This is a genomic window from Oryzisolibacter propanilivorax (assembly GCF_900103645.1).
GTDB classification, from domain to species: Bacteria; Pseudomonadota; Gammaproteobacteria; order Burkholderiales; family Burkholderiaceae_C; genus Melaminivora; species Melaminivora propanilivorax.
The window spans coordinates 52,250-69,479 of record NZ_FNHP01000003.1 but is presented as its reverse complement, the minus strand read 5'-3'; the positions used below and the strand labels follow the sequence as shown (position 1 = coordinate 69,479).

The 17,230-nt window shown below is 69.3% G+C and carries 14 protein-coding genes and 1 CRISPR repeat array; of the genes, 11 read left to right on the top strand and 3 right to left on the bottom strand.

Features of this window, described 5'->3' with window-relative positions:
- The 8 genes from casA to BLQ61_RS05785 all read left to right on the top strand — a co-directional run bounded on the left by casA (position 1) and on the right by BLQ61_RS05785 (position 10,490).
- On the top strand, positions 1–1,791 hold the full coding sequence (gene casA / locus BLQ61_RS05820; protein WP_217629381.1) for a type I-E CRISPR-associated protein Cse1/CasA: 1,791 nt from the start codon (positions 1–3) through the stop codon (positions 1,789–1,791).
- Positions 1,788–2,297: a type I-E CRISPR-associated protein Cse2/CasB gene (gene casB, locus BLQ61_RS05815; protein ID WP_217629380.1), complete on the top strand. Its 510-nt coding sequence runs from the start codon at positions 1,788–1,790 to the stop codon at positions 2,295–2,297. The genes casA and casB overlap by 4 nt, the downstream gene beginning before the upstream one ends.
- An 84-nt stretch (positions 2,298–2,381) precedes the next feature.
- Positions 2,382–3,566 carry a type I-E CRISPR-associated protein Cas7/Cse4/CasC gene (gene cas7e / locus BLQ61_RS05810; RefSeq protein ID WP_091567723.1) on the top strand — a complete coding sequence of 395 codons (1,185 nt, stop codon included), beginning with the start codon at positions 2,382–2,384 and terminating at the stop codon, positions 3,564–3,566.
- A 1-nt stretch (position 3,567) separates the two neighbouring features.
- Positions 3,568–4,293, top strand: a complete 726-nt coding sequence (cas5e, locus tag BLQ61_RS05805; protein WP_091567721.1) for a type I-E CRISPR-associated protein Cas5/CasD — start codon at positions 3,568–3,570, stop codon at positions 4,291–4,293.
- On the top strand, positions 4,290–5,066 hold the full coding sequence (cas6e, locus tag BLQ61_RS05800; protein ID WP_091567718.1) for a type I-E CRISPR-associated protein Cas6/Cse3/CasE: 777 nt from the start codon (positions 4,290–4,292) through the stop codon (positions 5,064–5,066). Before cas5e ends, cas6e begins: the two co-directional genes overlap by 4 nt.
- 11 nt (positions 5,067–5,077) lie before the next feature.
- Positions 5,078–5,971, top strand: a complete 894-nt coding sequence (gene cas1e / locus BLQ61_RS05795; RefSeq protein WP_091567716.1) for a type I-E CRISPR-associated endonuclease Cas1e — start codon at positions 5,078–5,080, stop codon at positions 5,969–5,971.
- A complete protein-coding gene (gene cas2e / locus BLQ61_RS05790) occupies positions 5,943–6,233 on the top strand; it encodes a type I-E CRISPR-associated endoribonuclease Cas2e (protein WP_091567713.1) in 291 nt (96 codons plus the stop codon). Before cas1e ends, cas2e begins: the two co-directional genes overlap by 29 nt.
- Before the next feature lie 79 nt (positions 6,234–6,312).
- Positions 6,313–8,842: direct repeats of the CRISPR family, unit length 29 nt; unit sequence GGTTGCCCCGCGCGAGCGGGGATAGGCCC.
- A gap of 208 nt (positions 8,843–9,050) precedes the next feature.
- Positions 9,051–10,490 carry an NAD-dependent succinate-semialdehyde dehydrogenase gene (locus BLQ61_RS05785; RefSeq protein WP_091567711.1) on the top strand — a complete coding sequence of 480 codons (1,440 nt, stop codon included), beginning with the start codon at positions 9,051–9,053 and terminating at the stop codon, positions 10,488–10,490.
- Between the two features lie 167 nt (positions 10,491–10,657).
- On the opposite strand, the gene BLQ61_RS05780 is transcribed toward BLQ61_RS05785, so the two are convergent.
- The 3 genes from BLQ61_RS05780 to BLQ61_RS05770 all read right to left on the bottom strand — a co-directional run bounded on the left by BLQ61_RS05780 (position 10,658) and on the right by BLQ61_RS05770 (position 13,788).
- Positions 10,658–11,563 (bottom strand): sulfurtransferase, encoded by a 906-nt coding sequence (locus BLQ61_RS05780; protein ID WP_091567708.1) that lies wholly within the window; start codon positions 11,561–11,563, stop codon positions 10,658–10,660.
- A gap of 88 nt (positions 11,564–11,651) precedes the next feature.
- Positions 11,652–12,554 carry a DMT family transporter gene (locus BLQ61_RS05775; protein ID WP_091567704.1) on the bottom strand — a complete coding sequence of 301 codons (903 nt, stop codon included), beginning with the start codon at positions 12,552–12,554 and terminating at the stop codon, positions 11,652–11,654.
- Positions 12,555–12,648: 94 nt separating this feature from the next.
- Positions 12,649–13,788, bottom strand: a complete 1,140-nt coding sequence (locus BLQ61_RS05770; RefSeq protein ID WP_091567703.1) for an aromatic ring-hydroxylating oxygenase subunit alpha — start codon at positions 13,786–13,788, stop codon at positions 12,649–12,651.
- 254 nt (positions 13,789–14,042) lie between these two features.
- On the opposite strand from BLQ61_RS05770, the gene BLQ61_RS05765 reads away from it, so the two are divergent.
- The 3 genes from BLQ61_RS05765 (at position 14,043) to dxs (ending at position 17,197) form a co-directional block, all read left to right on the top strand.
- Positions 14,043–14,285 (top strand): exodeoxyribonuclease VII small subunit, encoded by a 243-nt coding sequence (locus BLQ61_RS05765; RefSeq protein ID WP_091567700.1) that lies wholly within the window; start codon positions 14,043–14,045, stop codon positions 14,283–14,285.
- Positions 14,282–15,196, top strand: a complete 915-nt coding sequence (locus tag BLQ61_RS05760) for a polyprenyl synthetase family protein (protein ID WP_091567697.1) — start codon at positions 14,282–14,284, stop codon at positions 15,194–15,196. Before BLQ61_RS05765 ends, BLQ61_RS05760 begins: the two co-directional genes overlap by 4 nt.
- Before the next feature lie 108 nt (positions 15,197–15,304).
- Positions 15,305–17,197: a 1-deoxy-D-xylulose-5-phosphate synthase gene (gene dxs, locus BLQ61_RS05755; protein ID WP_091567693.1), complete on the top strand. Its 1,893-nt coding sequence runs from the start codon at positions 15,305–15,307 to the stop codon at positions 17,195–17,197.
- Positions 17,198–17,230 lie beyond the last annotated feature (33 nt).

Here is a 17,230-nt window from a genome sequence, read left to right as displayed (position 1 = left end):
GTGCCTTCAGCCCTTGTAAATCAATGGCATCCAGCTATCAAAAACATACTGCACCTGCAAAGGATGGTTCCACCCATGGCCAACACAATGCTTGAAACACCTGTCTGCGATGCACTGCAGTGGAACGTGCTGGATGCGCCGTTGATCCGCTGGCGCGGCACTGGTGATGGGGCGCTGCAGACCACCAGCCTGCCCGAACTGCTGGCGGCGATGGCAGCCGACCAGGTGCGCGACTTTCCTGCGCTGCGGGCGCACCAGCGCCATCCCTGGCATGCCTTCCTGGTGCAGCTGGGCGCCTTGGCGCTGCACCGGGCGGGGCAGGAAGCGCCATGGCAGGAGGCCGGGCAGTGGCGTGCCGCCTTGCTGGCGCTGACGCCCGACGATGCGGATGGAGCGCCTTGGTGCCTGGTGGCGCCTGCGGACCGGCCGGCTTTGCTGCAGCCGCCAGTACCCAATGAGGTGCCAGCCAAGTGGAGCAACCTGCTGACCACGCCTGATGCGATGGACATGCTGGTGACATCCAAAAACCACGATCTCAAGGCGGCGCGCATGCGCCAGGCCCAGCCTGAAGACTGGCTGTTTGCCTTACTCAGCTTGCAGACGCAGGAAGGTTTTTTGGGCGCGGGCAACTATGGCATCTCGCGCATGAATGGCGGCTTTGCCAACCGCCCTGGCGTGGGCGTGGCACAGGTGGGCGCCTGGGGGCAGCGCTGGCGCAGTGACGTGCATGTCCTGCTGACGCAGCGCGAGCGAATTGCTGGTGATCACAGCTTTGCATACGAGGATGGCCATGCCTTGTTGTGGCTGCTGCCGTGGTCAGGCGCCGAGTCGTTGGCGCTGTCATCGCTCGATCCGTTCTACATCGAAATTTGCCGGCGCGTGCGTCTTGTAGCCCCGCACGGAAAAATACAGGCCCACGCTGCCGGCAGCAAAACCACCCGCGTTGCTGCCAAGGACAGCAACGGTGTCACGGGCGACGCCTGGACGCCGGTTGAAAAGGCCAAGGCGAAGGCGCTCACAGTGTCTGCCGCCGGGTTCGACTACAAGCTCATGACGGAACTGCTGGCCGGTGAGCGTTTTGCCCATGGTGCCGCGTGGCGCCTCAACGGCTGGGCTTCCGACGCGCGCCTGGAGGTGCTCGCCAGAGCCGCCGTGCGTGGACAGGGCAAGACGGAAGGCTTCCATGAACGGCGCGTTCCCGTCTCGCCCAAGCTGCGCCGACTGCTGATGGACAACGCACAGCGTCCACTGGTGGCTGCACTGGCGCAAAAACATATCCAGGCAATCGGCGACATGCGCAAGCTGCTGTGGAGCGCGCTGGCTGTACTGTTCGCCAATGGTGAGAGCGTCAATGGCAATGACACCATCAGTGTCCGTGCCAGCCGATTCGCGCAACCCTTTGAAGCCCAGGAAGACAGCCGCTTTTTCAGCGATCTGACCCAGCACGCCGAAGCCGAGGGCGAGCAGCAGGACGTGGTGTATGTGCAGTGGCTGCTGGGACTGGCACAGCGCGCCGAAGCGGTGTTGCTCCAGTCCTTTGACGCCGGCCCGCGCAGCGGCATGCAGCGCTACAAGGCGCGCGCCAGTGCGCTGGCGCGCTTCCACGGTGGATTGCGCAGCGGCAAGGGCGCCTTGTCGGAGCTGGCAAGCCACTACGCCGCACAAAAAAACTCCCGTCCATCCGCTCCCGAAGGAGATTTGCCTTGTCCGATCCATCCGCTTCCCGCGCAGACGCCAGCACAAGCCCACCCGGCGCCGGCCACCTCCAGCCAGCAGCTGCCCCTGCTGTGACGCTCAACCCGTTCAACGCCCTGGCCAGCTACGTGGAGCGGGCCGACCCAGGGGAGCGTGCCGCGCTGGCGCGCTTGAGCCCCGACGAGCCCCTGCGGCCCCACGAAATCGCCGCGCTGGCGCGGGCCTTGCTGTCGGCCGGGCTGCAGCCTGAAACCTGGCGCACTGCCACTTGGCAACGCTGGGCGCTGGTGGCGCATGGCATTGCCCTGGCCGGGCATGACGGCCAGGGGCGGCTGGGCGAGCAGCTGGCGCGTGCGAGTGTGGCCGAGTCCCGCGTCAGCAAGATGCTGACTGCTCGGGGAGACGCCTTCACCCAGTTGCTACCGCGTGTGTTGCGTCTGCTGGCCAGCAAGGGCGTGCGGCCCAACTGGCACGAACTGGGCGCTTTGGTGCTCAAGGAGGGCAGTGCCGAGCGCGATGCACAGGCGCAGGCCGAAGACATCCGCCTACGTCTGGCGGGCCACTACTTCTCTGCGCTGAACCGCAAGGAAAAAACCGCCTGAGCCCTTGTCGGCAAAGGACCGTCTGCTATCAAATTTTTGTCTTGCACACCCTTTTTTCTTTTTCACCGTCTTTCAGGAGCCCTCATGACCCTGCCGCGCTTTCTGCAGATTCATACCCTGCACAACTACTCCGCCACCTTGCTCAACCGTGATGACGCGGGGCTGGCCAAGCGCCTGCCTTACGGCGATGCCATCCGCACGCGCGTGTCGTCGCAATGCCTGAAGCGGCATTGGCGTGTGGCGGATGACGCATTCGCCTTGAGCCGCCTGGACGTGCCCATGGCCGTGCGCTCGCGCGAGACGCCGCGCCTCATCAAGGATCGGCTGATGAAGGCCGGCGTGGATGAGTCCCTTGCGCAGATCGCGGTGGAGGGGTTGCGCGCCGCCGGGCTGCTGGACAAGGCCAAGGACCTCAAGGGCCAGGAAGCCCTGGAAACCGGGCAGGCGGTGTTGCTCGGTTACGCGGAAATCGAGTATTTGGTGCAGCGCTGCGCCGCGTTGGCCAGCGAGCACACGGAAGAAAAGGCGCTGAAGGCGGCCATCGCGGCCTTCTTGAAGGAAGAAAAGAAAAACATCGAGGCCCTGCGCCTGGGCAGTGGCCTGGAGTCAGCCCTGTTCGGCCGCATGGTGACTTCCGACGTGCTGGCCAGCCGGGACGCCGCCGTCTATGTCGCCCACGCCTTCACCGTGCACGAGGCGCAGGTGGAAAACGACTATTTCACCGTGGTCGATGACCTGCTGCGCGAAGCGGGCGAGGCAGGCTCGGCCGGCATCTTCGATACCGAACTGGCCAGCGGCCTGTACTACGGCTACGTGGTGGTGGACGTGCCCCAGCTGGTTGCCAACCTGGAGGGCGTCCACATCAAGGACTGGGCCAGCGCCACGCCGGCCCAGCGCGAGCTGGCCGGCCGTGTGGTGCAAAGCCTGCTGCACCTGATCGCCACGGTAAGCCCTGGCGCCAAGCGCGGCTCCACCGCGCCGTTCGAGTGGGCCAAGTTCATGCTGGTGGAGGCAGGCGACTGGCAGCCGCGCAGCCTGGCGGGCGCCTTCCACAATGCCCTGTCGCTGCGCCAGCCAGCCCTGCGGCAGGCCACCGTGCAGCGCCTGGGAGACGAGATCGCGAAGCTGGACGCCGCGTATGGCGCACCGCTGGCGCGGCGCTATCTGGCGGTGGACGATGTGCAGATCCCAGGCGCGCAGCGCCTGAGCCTGCAGGCGCTGGCCGCCTGGGCACAAGGCGCCGTGGTACAGGCCAGCGTGGAGGCCTGATGTGGCGCGTCATCTGGTACTTCAACTGGCCTCGCCCCTGATCGCATTCGGCGGCGAGGCCATCGACAACCTGGGCGTCATCCGGGACTTTCCGGCGCTGTCCATGGTGACGGGCCTGATTGCCAACGCGCTGGGCTGGGATCGCGGCCAGGGCGCCTGTCACAACCGCCTGCAGGAGCGTCTGCGCATGGGCTGCGTCCTGCAGCCGGGTGCGCGGCGCATTCAGGATTTTCAGACGGCACAGCTCGGCAAGGACGACAGGGCATGGACGACCTGGGGCACACCCGAAGCCCGGGCCGGTGGCGCAGGCACTTATGCCGGCCCACACCTGCGCTACCGCGACTACCACGCAGACCTGCGCGCCTGGGTGGTGCTGCGCCTGGAGCCGGCAGAGCAGGCGCCCACGCTGGACGAAATTGCCGCAGCGCTAGATCGCCCGGCACGCCCTCTGTTCATTGGCCGTAAACCCTGCCTGCCTTCAGGCCGGCTGGTGGCAGGTTGGGTCGAAGCTGCGGACATACACGGCGCCTTGCGGGCTGCCATGGTGTTGCAGGCTAGCGTGCAGCCTGACCAGGACTGGCGCGCCCAATGGCCCGACGGGGAGGGCTCCCAGGCAGGCGACCGCCTGCTGGATGTCTGCGACGAGCGCAACTGGATCAGCGGCGTGCATGGGGGCTGGCGTCCGGTCCGTGAGGCGCCCTTGCGCGCAGTGGAGCACAACGCATGAGCACAACACCGCAACTGCATCTGCTGCACCTGCAGCCCGATGCCCGGCTGCTGGCGGCCTGGATGGCGCGGCACCAGGCACGCCACGCGCGCCAAAGCACAGACTTGGGCGATGCGCTGCATGGCCTGCTGCGCGCGGCGCTGGGCACACACGCACCACAGCCATTTCGATACCTGGACGAGCACCGTGGCCTGCTGGCCTACACCGGGCTGGACGCTCAGGCATTCGAAGCCCATGTCGCCAGTGCCGATCCGCTGGCGGCTCAGGCCCTGGGGCTGTGTCTGGCCGATGGCCGCCAGGGCTACCGTCTGCGGCCATTTCCCAACCAGTGGGCGCCAGGTCATGAGCTGAACTTCGATGTTCGCGTGCGGCCCGCGGTGCGCGGTGCCAAGGGCGAGCAAGATGCGTTCTTGCTCGCCGTTGCCCAGGCAGGTGGACCGCAAGGAGCGCCGCTGCAGCGGGAGGCCGTCTATGCCGGGTGGCTGCGACAGCATCTGAGCGCACCGCAGGACGCCGAGCGCCAGCCTTGGCAGGGTGCGGTGGAGCTGCTGGACGTTCGGCTCAGCGCCTTTGCTCGCAGCAAGGTGCTGCGCCGCACACAGGCCCAGACCGGCCAAGAGCGCAAGGGCAAGGCCATCGAGGGGCCGGATGCCGTTTTGACGGGCCGGTTGCGCGTAGCAGATACGACGGCTTTCGCGCACCTGCTTGCGCGCGGCGTGGGGCGCCACCGATCTTTCGGCTTCGGCATGCTGCTGCTGCAGCCTGCCGGCTGAAGGGCAGCACCATGCTCAAGGGCCGGCTAGGGCTGGAGAAGGCCCGCATTCCGCACGCAGACCGCCACGGCTTGCTGTGGCTTTCGCGTGGCGAGCTGTGCGTGGTGGAGGGTTGCCTGCACTTCATGCGGGGCAAGGACAGCCTGACGCCGGGCATCGACCAGATTCCGCATCAGGCGGTGTCCATGATCTTGCTGGGGCCGGGCAGCAGCGTGACACACGACGCGCTGCGCCTGTTGGCGCGCCATGGCACGCTGCTGGCGGCGGTGGGCGAGGACGGCGTGCGCAGCTATACCGCGCCGCCCTTGCTGCCTGACCGCTCCGACGTTGCCCGCCGTCAGGCCGAGCTGTGGGGCAGCCCGCGTCGGCGCATCAGCGTGGCGCGCCATATGTATGCCTTGCGCTTGGGCGAAGTCCTGCCCCACCGCGATCTGGACACCTTGCGCGGCATCGAGGGCGCGAGGGTCAAGACCATCTACCGCCTGATGGCGCAAAAGCACGGCATCGAATGGGAGGGACGGCACTATGACCGCGCTAATCCCAACGCCGCAGACATTGCCAACCAGGCCATCAACCACGCCGCCACGGCGGTGCAGGCAGCGGCCGCCATCGCCGTGCAATCCGTGGCCGCGCTGCCGCCGCTGGGCTTCATCCATGAAGACTCAGGGCAATCGTTCGTACTGGACATTGCCGACCTGTTTCGTGACACGGTGACATTGCAGATTGCATTCACTGCCGCCAAGCGGGCCCAGCAATCAGACGACACCATCGATCGTTTGGTACGACGCGAAGCCGCCTCCGTGTTCCGCAAGCAGCAGGTGATTGGAGCCATGATCGATCGCATCAAGCAGGTGCTGCGTGTAGACGAGGAGAGCCATGGCGCTGGCGATGATCGTGATTCGTGACATGCCGGGCCGGTTCCACGGCTTTCTGTCGTCGGTCATGTTGGAGGTGGCACCCAACATCTTTGTATCGCCCCGCATGAATCCCGGGGTGCGCGAGCGCGTCTGGCAGGTGCTGTCCGACTGGTACGGCCATGAGCGACAAGGCAGTGCGGTCATGGTCTGGCGCGATGTCAACGCCACAGGCGGCGTAGGCGTGGCCCATCTGGGCGAACCCCCACGCGAGTTGGTGGAAGCAGACGGTATGTGGATCGTGCGCCGTTGAACGATTGTGTTGGACGCTCTTTAAAATTCAACATCACTTTCCTGCTTTTCTCTTTCAGGGCAAAGAGTTAAGTGCGAGAGGTTGCCCCGCGCGAGCGGGGATAGGCCCGGCGCGTTTTATGAGCTGAAGTCCGGCTGGCAGGTTGCCCCGCGCGAGCGGGGATAGGCCCCAGTCGCTGACCGACGCCCTCATGCGCGGCTTGGTTGCCCCGCGCGAGCGGGGATAGGCCCCTGACCGGCGCCACCAGCGTGCGCGTGTACGGGGTTGCCCCGCGCGAGCGGGGATAGGCCCCAGGTCCACCCACTCGCGCCCCGCCGCATCAGGGTTGCCCCGCGCGAGCGGGGATAGGCCCTGGCAAGCCTGATCGACCAGCGCCTGCGCTACGGTTGCCCCGCGCGAGCGGGGATAGGCCGCCGGTAGGGCACGAGGTCGAGAATGAGCGGCCGGTTGCCCCGCGCGAGCGGGGATAGGCCCAGGCCGGCCAGCTTGGCCAGCGCTGCGCCCTCGGTTGCCCCGCGCGAGCGGGGATAGGCCCAGCGCCCAGGCCTTCACGTCCATGACCACGGTGGTTGCCCCGCGCGAGCGGGGATAGGCCCGACTTCAACGACCTGCATTTGCTCGAGGGCTTGGTTGCCCCGCGCGAGCGGGGATAGGCCGGTGGACTACTGATGCGCCCGCTCGCCCCGTCTGGTTGCCCCGCGCGAGCGGGGATAGGCCCTGGTGGTGCGAGCCCTTGACGCGGGCCAGGTAGGTTGCCCCGCGCGAGCGGGGATAGGCCCGCAAACACCCGCGGCCCCTTCTACTCCTTAGGGGTTGCCCCGCGCGAGCGGGGATAGGCCCTACCGCAATGCCCGGGCCGCATGCCCCAGTCCGGTTGCCCCGCGCGAGCGGGGATAGGCCCAAGACGACGTACACGCCGACCGACGAAGGCGTGGTTGCCCCGCGCGAGCGGGGATAGGCCCCCAGTTGGCGCCATTCCATTTGGGTATTTGCCGGTTGCCCCGCGCGAGCGGGGATAGGCCCTGCACGACCTGCACGCCTATGGCGACGACATGGGTTGCCCCGCGCGAGCGGGGATAGGCCCACAGCGCAGGCCACGCGGCGAGATGCTGCTATGGTTGCCCCGCGCGAGCGGGGATAGGCCCGAATGAAGGAAGCTAGAGAGCGCGCAGGTCTGGGTTGCCCCGCGCGAGCGGGGATAGGCCCTTCGCTGCCCGCACCTACACCGGAGGAAAGCTGGTTGCCCCGCGCGAGCGGGGATAGGCCGTCAATCTGCGCGCGCTGCGGGCTGCAGTCTTCGGTTGCCCCGCGCGAGCGGGGATAGGCCCCCCCCTCCCCGGCAGTGCCGGGGCCATCAGCAGGTTGCCCCGCGCGAGCGGGGATAGGCCCCGCCATTCCCAGACCTGCGCCCTGGTGCTGGAGGTTGCCCCGCGCGAGCGGGGATAGGCCCGGCATGGTGGGCAACATCGCCAGCACCGTGGGGGTTGCCCCGCGCGAGCGGGGATAGGCCCACCCAGGCCAAAGCCACCGGCTCCCTCACCTAGGTTGCCCCGCGCGAGCGGGGATAGGCCCGCAATGCCCGCCTTGCCAATGTCCGACCACTCGGTTGCCCCGCGCGAGCGGGGATAGGCCCCGCGACCGCAGCCGTCCGGCCGCCGTGGCGCAGGTTGCCCCGCGCGAGCGGGGATAGGCCCGATGGTGACGGCATGGCCGGCAGGATAGGCCGGGTTGCCCCGCGCGAGCGGGGATAGGCCGCAGCTGTCCTGGATCGAGCAGCGGCGCAAGCAGGTTGCCCCGCGCGAGCGGGGATAGGCCCCAGATCGCCATGTTCAGCCGCGACGGCAAGCCGGTTGCCCCGCGCGAGCGGGGATAGGCCCTTCGCCACGTCGGATTTGCCCTCGCCCTCCAGGGTTGCCCCGCGCGAGCGGGGATAGGCCCCCGCTGAGCCTGCGCCAGTGGCTGCAGCACGCGGTTGCCCCGCGCGAGCGGGGATAGGCCCTTCGACGTGCGGCTGCCCAGCATCACCATGCCGGTTGCCCCGCGCGAGCGGGGATAGGCCGCACGCCTGCACATGCAGCGCGATGGCGGCGGCGGTTGCCCCGCGCGAGCGGGGATAGGCCCTGCAAAAGCTCAACGGCCTGCGCGACGAGGAAGGTTGCCCCGCGCGAGCGGGGATAGGCCCGACCGCAGTACCTTCAACCAGCGCGCCTATCCGGTTGCCCCGCGCGAGCGGGGATAGGCCCCGAGGGCGCCCGCGCCGATGCGCAGCGGGCCAGGTTGCCCCGCGCGAGCGGGGATAGGCCCTACGCCTCGCCCACCGGCGCCAGCCCAGCCTCGGTTGCCCCGCGCGAGCGGGGATAGGCCCAAGCCGCGCCCGTCAGCGCCGCAGCTGCCGGCGGTTGCCCCGCGCGAGCGGGGATAGGCCCCGAGGAAACCTGACCCATGAACACCAAGTTCCGGTTGCCCCGCGCGAGCGGGGATAGGCCGCACGAGCGGACCGGCGTGATGCATGGCCCGAGGGTTGCCCCGCGCGAGCGGGGATAGGCCCGAGAACAACGCCCGCAAGATCGAGCTGGGCAAGGTTGCCCCGCGCGAGCGGGGATAGGCCTCGCTGCCACCACGACCGACACTGAGCTGGAGGGGTTGCCCCGCGCGAGCGGAGACCTTTCTTGTCTCCCCCGAAGCAGCGCGGGGCACCAGCCCTGCGGCACACTGGGCTTGCTGCCCTAAGCGGCCCGGCCGCAAACGGCTCCGGCGTGGCCTGGCTGCCTTATTTCCTTTCCTGTGCCTCTTCTTTTATTTCCAGGAGATTTCCGCATGACCTATCCCGATACCCGCCTGTTCATCGACGGCCAGTGGCAGGACGCCGCCAGCGGCCGCACGCTGGCGGTGCACAACCCGGCCACCGGACAGCAAATCGGGACGGTGGCCCGCGCCGGCACCGCCGACCTGGACCGCGCCCTGGCGGCGGCGCAAAAGGGCTTCGAGACCTGGCGCGCCATGGCCGCGGTGGAGCGCGCGCGCATCATGCGCCGCGCCGCCGCCCTGATGCGCGAGCGCGCCGACGCCATCGGCACCATCCTGACGCAGGAGCAGGGCAAGCCGGTGGTCGAGGCGCGCGGCGAGGCGGCGGCCGCTGCCGACATCCTGGAATGGTTCGCCGACGAGGGCCAGCGCGTCTATGGCCGCATCGTGCCGGCGCGCAACCCGGCGGTGCAGCAGCTGGTGCTGAAGGACCCGGTGGGCGTGGTAGCGGCGTTCACGCCCTGGAACTTCCCCATCAACCAGGTGGTGCGCAAGTTGGGAGCGGCGCTGGCGGCGGGCTGCGCGCTGATCGTCAAGGCGCCGGAGGAAACGCCGGCCAGCCCGGCCGAGCTGGTGCGCGCTCTGGCTGACGCGGGCCTGCCGGCCGGCGTGGTCAATCTGGTGTATGGCGACCCGGCCGAGATCTCCGGCTACCTGATCCCGCACCCGGTGGTGAAGAAGGTGACCTTCACCGGCTCGACGGTGGTCGGCAAGCAGCTGGCGGCGCTGGCCGGCGCGCACATGAAGCGCGTGACCATGGAGCTGGGCGGGCACGCGCCGGTCATCGTCTGCCAGGACGCCGACGTGCAGCTGGCCGTGAAGGCCACGGCCGGCGCCAAGTTCCGCAACGCCGGCCAAGTGTGCATCGCGCCGACGCGCTTTCTGGTGCACGAGAGCGTGCGCGCCGAGTTCGTCGCCGCGCTCACGCGCCACGCCGAAGGGCTGCAGGTGGGCGACGGCCTGCAGGACGGCACGCGCATGGGCCCGCTGGCCAACGCGCGCCGCGTGACGGCGATGCAGGACTTCCTGGGCGACGCGCGCCAGCAGGGCGCGCGGGTCGTCACCGGCGGCGAGACGCTGGGCGGCGGCGCCGGCCACTTCTTCGCGCCCACGGTGCTGGACGATGTGCCGCTGTCGGCGCGCATCTTCAACGAAGAGCCCTTCGGCCCGGTGGCGGCGGTGCGCGGCTTCACCGACCTGGCGGACGCCATCGCCGAGGCCAACCGCCTGCCGTACGGCCTGGCGGCGTACGCCTTTACCCGTTCGCTGAAGGACGCGCACGCGCTGGCGCACCAGGTCGAGGTCGGCATGCTGTGGGTCAACCAGCCGGCCACGCCCAGCGCCGAGCTGCCGTTCGGCGGACTGAAGGACTCGGGCTACGGCTCCGAGGGCGGGCCGGAGGCGGTCGAGGCGTGCCTGAACACGCGGGCGATTTCGATCACGCCGATGTGAGGCGGGGGCTTGCGCCAGCCGCTCGCGCGTTTCACGTCTTGACTCCCTCTCCCCCGTGGGGGAGAGGGCAGGGGTGAGGGGACAGTCCAGGCGCTGCGCCGATGTGCAGTGCGCTTACCCTCACCCCAGCCCTCTCCCGCAGGGCGGGAGAGGGGGCAATACCCGTTTCAGCCGCCGCGCTCGACCGGCCGCGCCGGGTCGCTGCACCAGTCGCTCCAGCTGCCGGCGTACAGCGCGGCGGGCGGATAGCCGGCGACCTCCATGGCCAGCAGGTTGGGCAGGGCGCTGACACCGCTGCCGCACTGGTGCACCACGCCATCCGGCGCGCGGCCGGCCAGCAGCTGGTCGAACTCGGCGCGCAGTTGCTCGGGCGACTTGAAGCGGCCGTCCTCGGCCAGGTTCTGCGTGAACGGGCGGTTCAGCGCACCGGGGATGTGCCCGGCCACCGGGTCCAGTGGCTCGACCTCGCCCCGGTAGCGGGGCGCGGCGCGGGCGTCGATGACGGTCTGGCCGCTGCTGTGCAGGCGCTGCCAGACGAGGTCGGCATCGACCAGCTGGCGCAGCGGCTCGCGGATCTCGAAGTTGGTCTGGAAGTGCGCCGGCTCGTCGCCCTGCGCCAGCGCGCCGCCGGCTGCCTTCCAGGCGGGCAGGCCGCCGTCCAGCACGGCCACGGCATCGTGGCCCATCCATTTGAGCATCCACCACAGGCGGCCGCAGAACATGTTCTGGTTGCGGTCGTACACCACCGCCTGCATGTCGTTGGCGAAACCGATGGCCGACAGCCACATGGCGAAGCGCTCGCGGTTGGGCAGGGGGTGGCGCCCGCCGGAGCACGGCGAATCGGCCGCCCCCGCCACCAGCATGCCGCCGGGGCCGGGCACGCCATGGCGCGCGCTCAGGTTCAGGTCCAGGTCGGCGTGCACGGCGCCGGGGATGTGCTCCTCCTGGTACAGCGCCAGGCCGTGCGAGGGTGCGGCCAGATCGAAACTGCAGTCGAACACCATCAACCGCTGGGAGCTGTCCAGCAGTTGCTGCAGTTGGGGCACGGAAATCAGCAGGGTGTAGGAGGGCATGGCACGGCGGTGAGTGGACAGAGGAAGGCCGATTGTGGCCGCCGCGCCGGTGCCTGCGCGTCGGTGCCCGCCGCATCTGCCGCGGGCTCTATTCGTGCGCGGTCACGCCGCGGCTTGCGCGCAGCAGCGTGGCGGCGATGCCGCTGGCGACGATCAGCGCCATGCCGCCCCAAGCGATGAGCGGCAGCTCGTCGCCGAACACCAGCACGCCGTACAGGCTGGCGAAGATGATGCCGCAGTACTGCAGGCTGGCCGCCACCAGCGTGGCGCGCGGCGTGCGCGCGCGGGAGTACGCCAGCGTCATGCACAGCTGGCCGCCCGCGGCCAGCAGGCCCAGCGGCAGCAGCCACAGCGCTGGCCAGCCCGGCCAGGGTGAGAAGCCCGTCACCACGGCCGCCAGCCCGCCGGCCGCCGCCGAGCCGAGCGCGAAATAGAACACCGTGCGCGCCTCGGGCTCGCCCAGGCGCGCCAGCGCCGAGACCTGCATATACGCCATGGCCGCGCAAAAGCCCGACAGCAGCCCCACCGTGCCGGCAAAACCCTGGCCCTGGCCGACGCTGGGGCGCAGCATCAGCAGCACGCCGGCAAAGCCGGCCAGCACCGTCAGCACCAGCGGCACCTGCAGCGGCGGGCGCGGCTGCTCGGGCGAGGGCCGCCACTGCAGCAGCGCACCGCCCATGACGAAGGCGGCGATCCACACGCTGCTCATGTAGTTCAGCGTGGTGGCCGAAGCCAGCGGCAAGTAGCCGATGGCATAGAACCAGGCGCCCAGCGAGATGACGCCGACCAGGCTGCGCCAGGCGTGCATGCCAGGGTAGCGCGTGCCCAGGCGCGCGCCCTGGTGGCGCGCCAGCAGCGCCAGCAGCGCCATGCCGATCAGTCCCCGGTAGAACACCATCTCGAAGGCGGAAAACCACTGCGAGGCGATCTTCACGCACACCCCCATGCTGGCGAACAGGAACGCGGCCAGGACCATCCACAACGCTTGCATGGGCGTGAAAATTCAGGTTTTGGAATGAAAAAAGCCGCAAGCCCTGATGAACAAAGGGCTTGCAGCTACTATTTCATGAGCAAAAAACGGCCGTTCAGCCCTGCGTCAGCGCCTGGCCCATGCGCGCGCGGTACCACTCGTGGAAGTGCTGCATGCCGTCCTCCATCGGGCTCTGGTAGGGGCCGACCTCGTTGTCGCCCCGCGCCAGCAGGGCGCGGCGGCCAGCGTCCATGCGCTCGGCGATCTCGTCGTCCTCGATGGCGGTCTCCATGTAGGCGGCGCGCTGCGCCTCGACGAACTCGCGCTCGAAGGCCACGATCTCCTCGGGGTAGTAGAACTCGACCATGTTCAGCGTCCGGTCCACGCCCTGCGGTATCAGCGTCGAGACGGTGAGCACGTGCGGGTACCACTCGACCATGATGTGCGGGTAGTAGGTCAGCCAGATTGCGCCGCGCTTCGGGTATTCGCCACCTTGGTAGCGCAGCAGCACCTCGTGCCACTGCCGGTAGACATCCGAGCCGGGCTTGGCAAACGTTGGCGCCACACCGACGGTCTGCACGGAGAACTCGCGCCCGAATTCCCAGCGCAGGTCGTCGCAGGTCACGAAGTTGCCCAAGCCGGGATGGAACGGCCCGACGTGGTAGTCCTCCAGATAGACCTCGATGAAGGTCTTCCAGTTGTAGCGGCACTCGTGCAGCTCGACATGGTCCAGGGCGTAGCCGTCGAACGACAGGTCGTGCGCCGGGCCCATGCCGGCCAGGTCGGCGGCGATGTCGCGGCCGTTGTCCTCGAACAGCAAGCCGTTCCACTCGCGCAGGCCGTACTGCTTCAGGTTCAGGCAGGGGTCGTGCGAGAAGTGCGGCGCGCCCAGCAGCGTGCCCTCGGGCGAATACGTCCAGCGGTGGATCGGGCAGACGATGTTGCCGCCGGCGTGGCCCTTGCCCTGGCTGCGCAGGTTGCCGCGGCCATGGAGCATGATGGCCTGGCGGTGCCGGCAGACGTTGGAGATCAGCTCGATACCGCCCTGCGCGTTGCGCACCAGGGCGCGGCCCTGCTGCTCCTGCGCCAGCGCGTGGTAGTCGCCCGGCTCGGGTACGGCGAGCTGGTGGCCGACGTAGCGCGGGCCGGCGCCAAACAGCAATTCCTGCTCGCGCTGCAGCAGCGCCGGGTCGAAATAGCTGGAGACGGGAAGTTGGCTCGTGGCCTGCTGCAGTTGAAGACTTAAATCAGACATGGGTGACCTGACCTAAAGACTCCCCACAGGGAGAGGCAGGCGCGCACGGGCGCCCGGGAAAAAAGAAACCGGCCCTGGGCAACGCTCCATAGCCGGTCTTGTGACGGAATGGGATTGTAGTTGGTGGGGTTATTTCCGTGGGATGGGTACGTGTATCGGGCCGGCTCCCGGCCATGCGCGGCACGGCCGGAGCAGGGCGCGTCCTAAAATGCCCGGTTTCCACTTGCGCGCCCGGCGCCACCCTCCGATCCGCCATGCCCAAGGCCCCCGCCGCTTCCACCCCGCCCCCGGAACCCGCCAGCTACGAGGCCGCGCTGCAGGAGCTCGAACAGCTCGTCGCGCGCATCGAGTCCGGGCAGATGCCGCTGGACCAGATGCTGGCCGGCTACCAGCGCGGCGCGCAACTGCTGCAGTTCTGCCGTGCGCGCCTGGAGGCAGTGCAGGAGCAGATCAAGGTGCTGGACGACGGCGCGCTGCAGCCGTGGAACGAGGCATGAGTGCGCTGGCCGGCGCGGCTGTGGCGCATGACTTCGACCTGGGCGTCTGGCTGGTCGACCGGCTGGCGCGTGTCGAGGCGGCGCTGGAGCGCTTCCTGGGCATCGACGCGCCCGACGGGCTGGGCGAGGCCATGCGCTATGCCGTGCAGGGCGGCGGCAAGCGGCTGCGCCCGCTGCTGGTGCTGGCGGCCTGCGAGGCCGTGGGCGGACAGCCAGGCGCTGCGCTGCGCGCAGCCTGCGCGGTGGAGCTGATCCATGCCTACTCGCTGGTGCACGACGACATGCCGTGCATGGACAACGACGTGCTGCGCCGCGGCAAGCCGACGGTGCACGTGCAGTTCGGCGAGGCCCAGGCGCTGCTGGCCGGCGACGCGCTGCAGGCGCTGGCCTTCGAGCTGCTCACGCCCGACGACGGCGTGGACTGCGCCACCCAGGCCCGGCTGTGCCGGCTGCTGGCGCGCGCCGCCGGCAGCCAGGGCATGGCCGGCGGCCAGGCCATCGACCTGGCGCATGTCGGCAAGCCCATGAACGAGGCGGCGCTGCGCCGCATGCATGCGCTGAAGACCGGCGCGCTGCTGCAGGCCAGTGTCGAGATGGGCGCGGCCTGCGGCGCATGCGACGACGCCGCCCTGCAGGCGCTGGCGCGCTACGGCGCGGCCATCGGCCTGGCCTTCCAGGTGGTCGACGATGTGCTGGACGTGACCCAGGACTCGGCCACGCTGGGCAAGACCGCCGGCAAGGATGCGGCGCAGGACAAGCCGACCTACGTCTCGCTGCTGGGCCTGGAAGGCGCGCGCGCGCATGCCGATGCGCTGCTGGCGCAGGCGCATGCACATCTGGCCGCCAGCGGCTTGGCCGACACGCGCGCGCTGGCGGCGCTGGCCGACATGGTGGTGCGGCGCACGCACTGACACTCACCCACTGCAACCCGCCTCCAAGGCGCCCGGCCCGCGCATCTGGAGCCAAAACGCACGCAGGCCCTTGTCTTTCAATGGCCTTGTGCTATATAAAACATAGCTATGTCCACCACGACCCATCCGCTGCTCGATCGCATCCATGACCCGGCCGACCTGCGCCGTCTCTCGCGCGCCGAGTTGAAAGGCCTGGCCGACGAGCTGCGCGCCTTCGTGCTGCACAGCGTGTCCCAGACCGGCGGGCACCTGTCGTCCAACCTGGGCACGGTGGAGCTGACCATCGCTCTGCACGCGGTGTTCAACACGCCCGAGGACCGGCTGGTCTGGGACGTGGGCCACCAGACCTACCCGCACAAGATCCTCACCGGCCGCAAGGACCGCATGGCCAGCCTGCGCCAGCTCGGCGGCCTGTCGGGCTTTCCGCAGCGCAGCGAGAGCGACTACGACACCTTCGGCACGGCGCACTCGTCCACCAGCATCTCGGCCGCGCTGGGCATGGCGCTGGCCGCGCGCCAGCAGGGCGTGGAGCGCCACTGCGTGGCCATCATCGGCGACGGCGCGATGACCGCCGGCATGGCCTTCGAGGCGCTGAACAACGCCGGCGTGGCGGATGCCAACCTGCTGGTGATCCTGAACGACAACGACATGAGCATCAGCCCGCCGGTGGGCGCACTGAACCGCTATCTGGCACAGCTGATGAGCGGCAACGTCTACACCCGCGCCCGCGACGTCGGCAAGAACGTGCTCAAGAACGTGCCGCCGCTGCTGGAACTGGCCAAGCGCCTGGAGCAGCAGGCCAAGGGCATGGTGGTGCCGGCCACCATGTTCGAGCAGTTCGGCTTCAACTACATCGGCCCCATCGACGGGCACGACCTGGATTCGCTCATCCCCACGCTGGAGAACATCAAGGAGCTCAAGGGCCCACAGTTCCTGCATGTGGTGACCAAGAAGGGCCAGGGCTACAAGCTGGCCGAGGCTGACCCGGTGGCCTACCACGGCCCGGGCAAGTTCGACCCAAAGATCGGCCTGGTCAAGCCGGCCACGCCCCCGAAGCAGACCTTCACCCAGGTCTTCGGCCAGTGGCTGTGCGACATGGCCGCCAAGGACCAGCGGCTGGTAGGCATCACCCCGGCGATGCGCGAGGGCTCGGGCATGGTCGAGTTCGAGCGGCGCTTCCCCGGCCGCTACTACGATGTCGGCATCGCCGAGCAGCACGCGGTAACCTTCGCCGCCGGCATGGCCTGCGAGGGCGTCAAGCCGGTGGTCGCCATCTACTCCACCTTCCTGCAGCGCGCCTACGACCAGCTGATCCACGACGTGGCGCTGCAGAACCTGCCGGTGGTCTTCGCGCTGGACCGCGCCGGCATCGTCGGCGCCGATGGCGCGACGCACGCCGGGGTGTACGACATCCCGTTCGTGCGCTGCATCCCGAACATGGCGCTGGCCTGCCCGGCCGACGAGCGCGAGTGCCGCCAGCTGCTCACTACCGCCTTCGAGCAGGACCACCCGGTGGCCGTGCGCTACCCGCGCGGCGCCGGCGTCGGCGCGGTGCCGCTGGCCAGCCTGGAGGGCCTGCCCTACGGCCGCGGCGAGGTGCGCCGCGAGGGCGCGCGCATCGCCATCCTGGCCTTCGGCACGCTGCTGTACCCGGCGCTGGAGGCCGGCGAGCGGCTGGATGCGACAGTGGCCAACATGCGCTGGGCCAAGCCCCTGGACACCGAGCTGCTGCTGCGCATCGCCGCCACGCACGAGGCCATCGTGACGGTGGAGGAGGGCGCCATCCTGGGCGGCGCCGGTAGCGCCGTGTGCGAGGCGCTGAACGCCGCCGGCGTGGTGCTGCCGGTGCTGCAGCTGGGCGTGCCCGACGTGTTCACCGAGCATGGCGACCCGGCGCGGCTGCTGGCACAGCTGGGGCTGGATGCCTCGGGCATCGAACGCTCGGTGCGCGCGCGCTTCGGCGAGCAGGCGCAGGCCGGTGCCAGGCGCGCGGCGGCGTGACGCCGGGTGATGCGGCGGCCCCACGTTCGAGGG

Coding starts and splice junctions, on each gene's coding strand:
- cas1e (WP_091567716.1), top strand. CDS start 5,078: ATGCTCAAGGGCCGGCTAGGGCTGGAGAAGGCCCGCATTCCGCACGCA.
- cas2e (WP_091567713.1), top strand. CDS start 5,943: ATGGCGCTGGCGATGATCGTGATTCGTGACATGCCGGGCCGGTTCCAC.
- dxs (WP_091567693.1), top strand. CDS start 15,305: ATGTCCACCACGACCCATCCGCTGCTCGATCGCATCCATGACCCGGCC.
- BLQ61_RS05765 (WP_091567700.1), top strand. CDS start 14,043: ATGCCCAAGGCCCCCGCCGCTTCCACCCCGCCCCCGGAACCCGCCAGC.
- BLQ61_RS05785 (WP_091567711.1), top strand. CDS start 9,051: ATGACCTATCCCGATACCCGCCTGTTCATCGACGGCCAGTGGCAGGAC.
- cas6e (WP_091567718.1), top strand. CDS start 4,290: ATGAGCACAACACCGCAACTGCATCTGCTGCACCTGCAGCCCGATGCC.
- BLQ61_RS05780 (WP_091567708.1), bottom strand. CDS start 11,563: ATGCCCTCCTACACCCTGCTGATTTCCGTGCCCCAACTGCAGCAACTG.
- BLQ61_RS05775 (WP_091567704.1), bottom strand. CDS start 12,554: ATGCAAGCGTTGTGGATGGTCCTGGCCGCGTTCCTGTTCGCCAGCATG.
- BLQ61_RS05770 (WP_091567703.1), bottom strand. CDS start 13,788: ATGTCTGATTTAAGTCTTCAACTGCAGCAGGCCACGAGCCAACTTCCC.
- BLQ61_RS05760 (WP_091567697.1), top strand. CDS start 14,282: ATGAGTGCGCTGGCCGGCGCGGCTGTGGCGCATGACTTCGACCTGGGC.
- cas7e (WP_091567723.1), top strand. CDS start 2,382: ATGACCCTGCCGCGCTTTCTGCAGATTCATACCCTGCACAACTACTCC.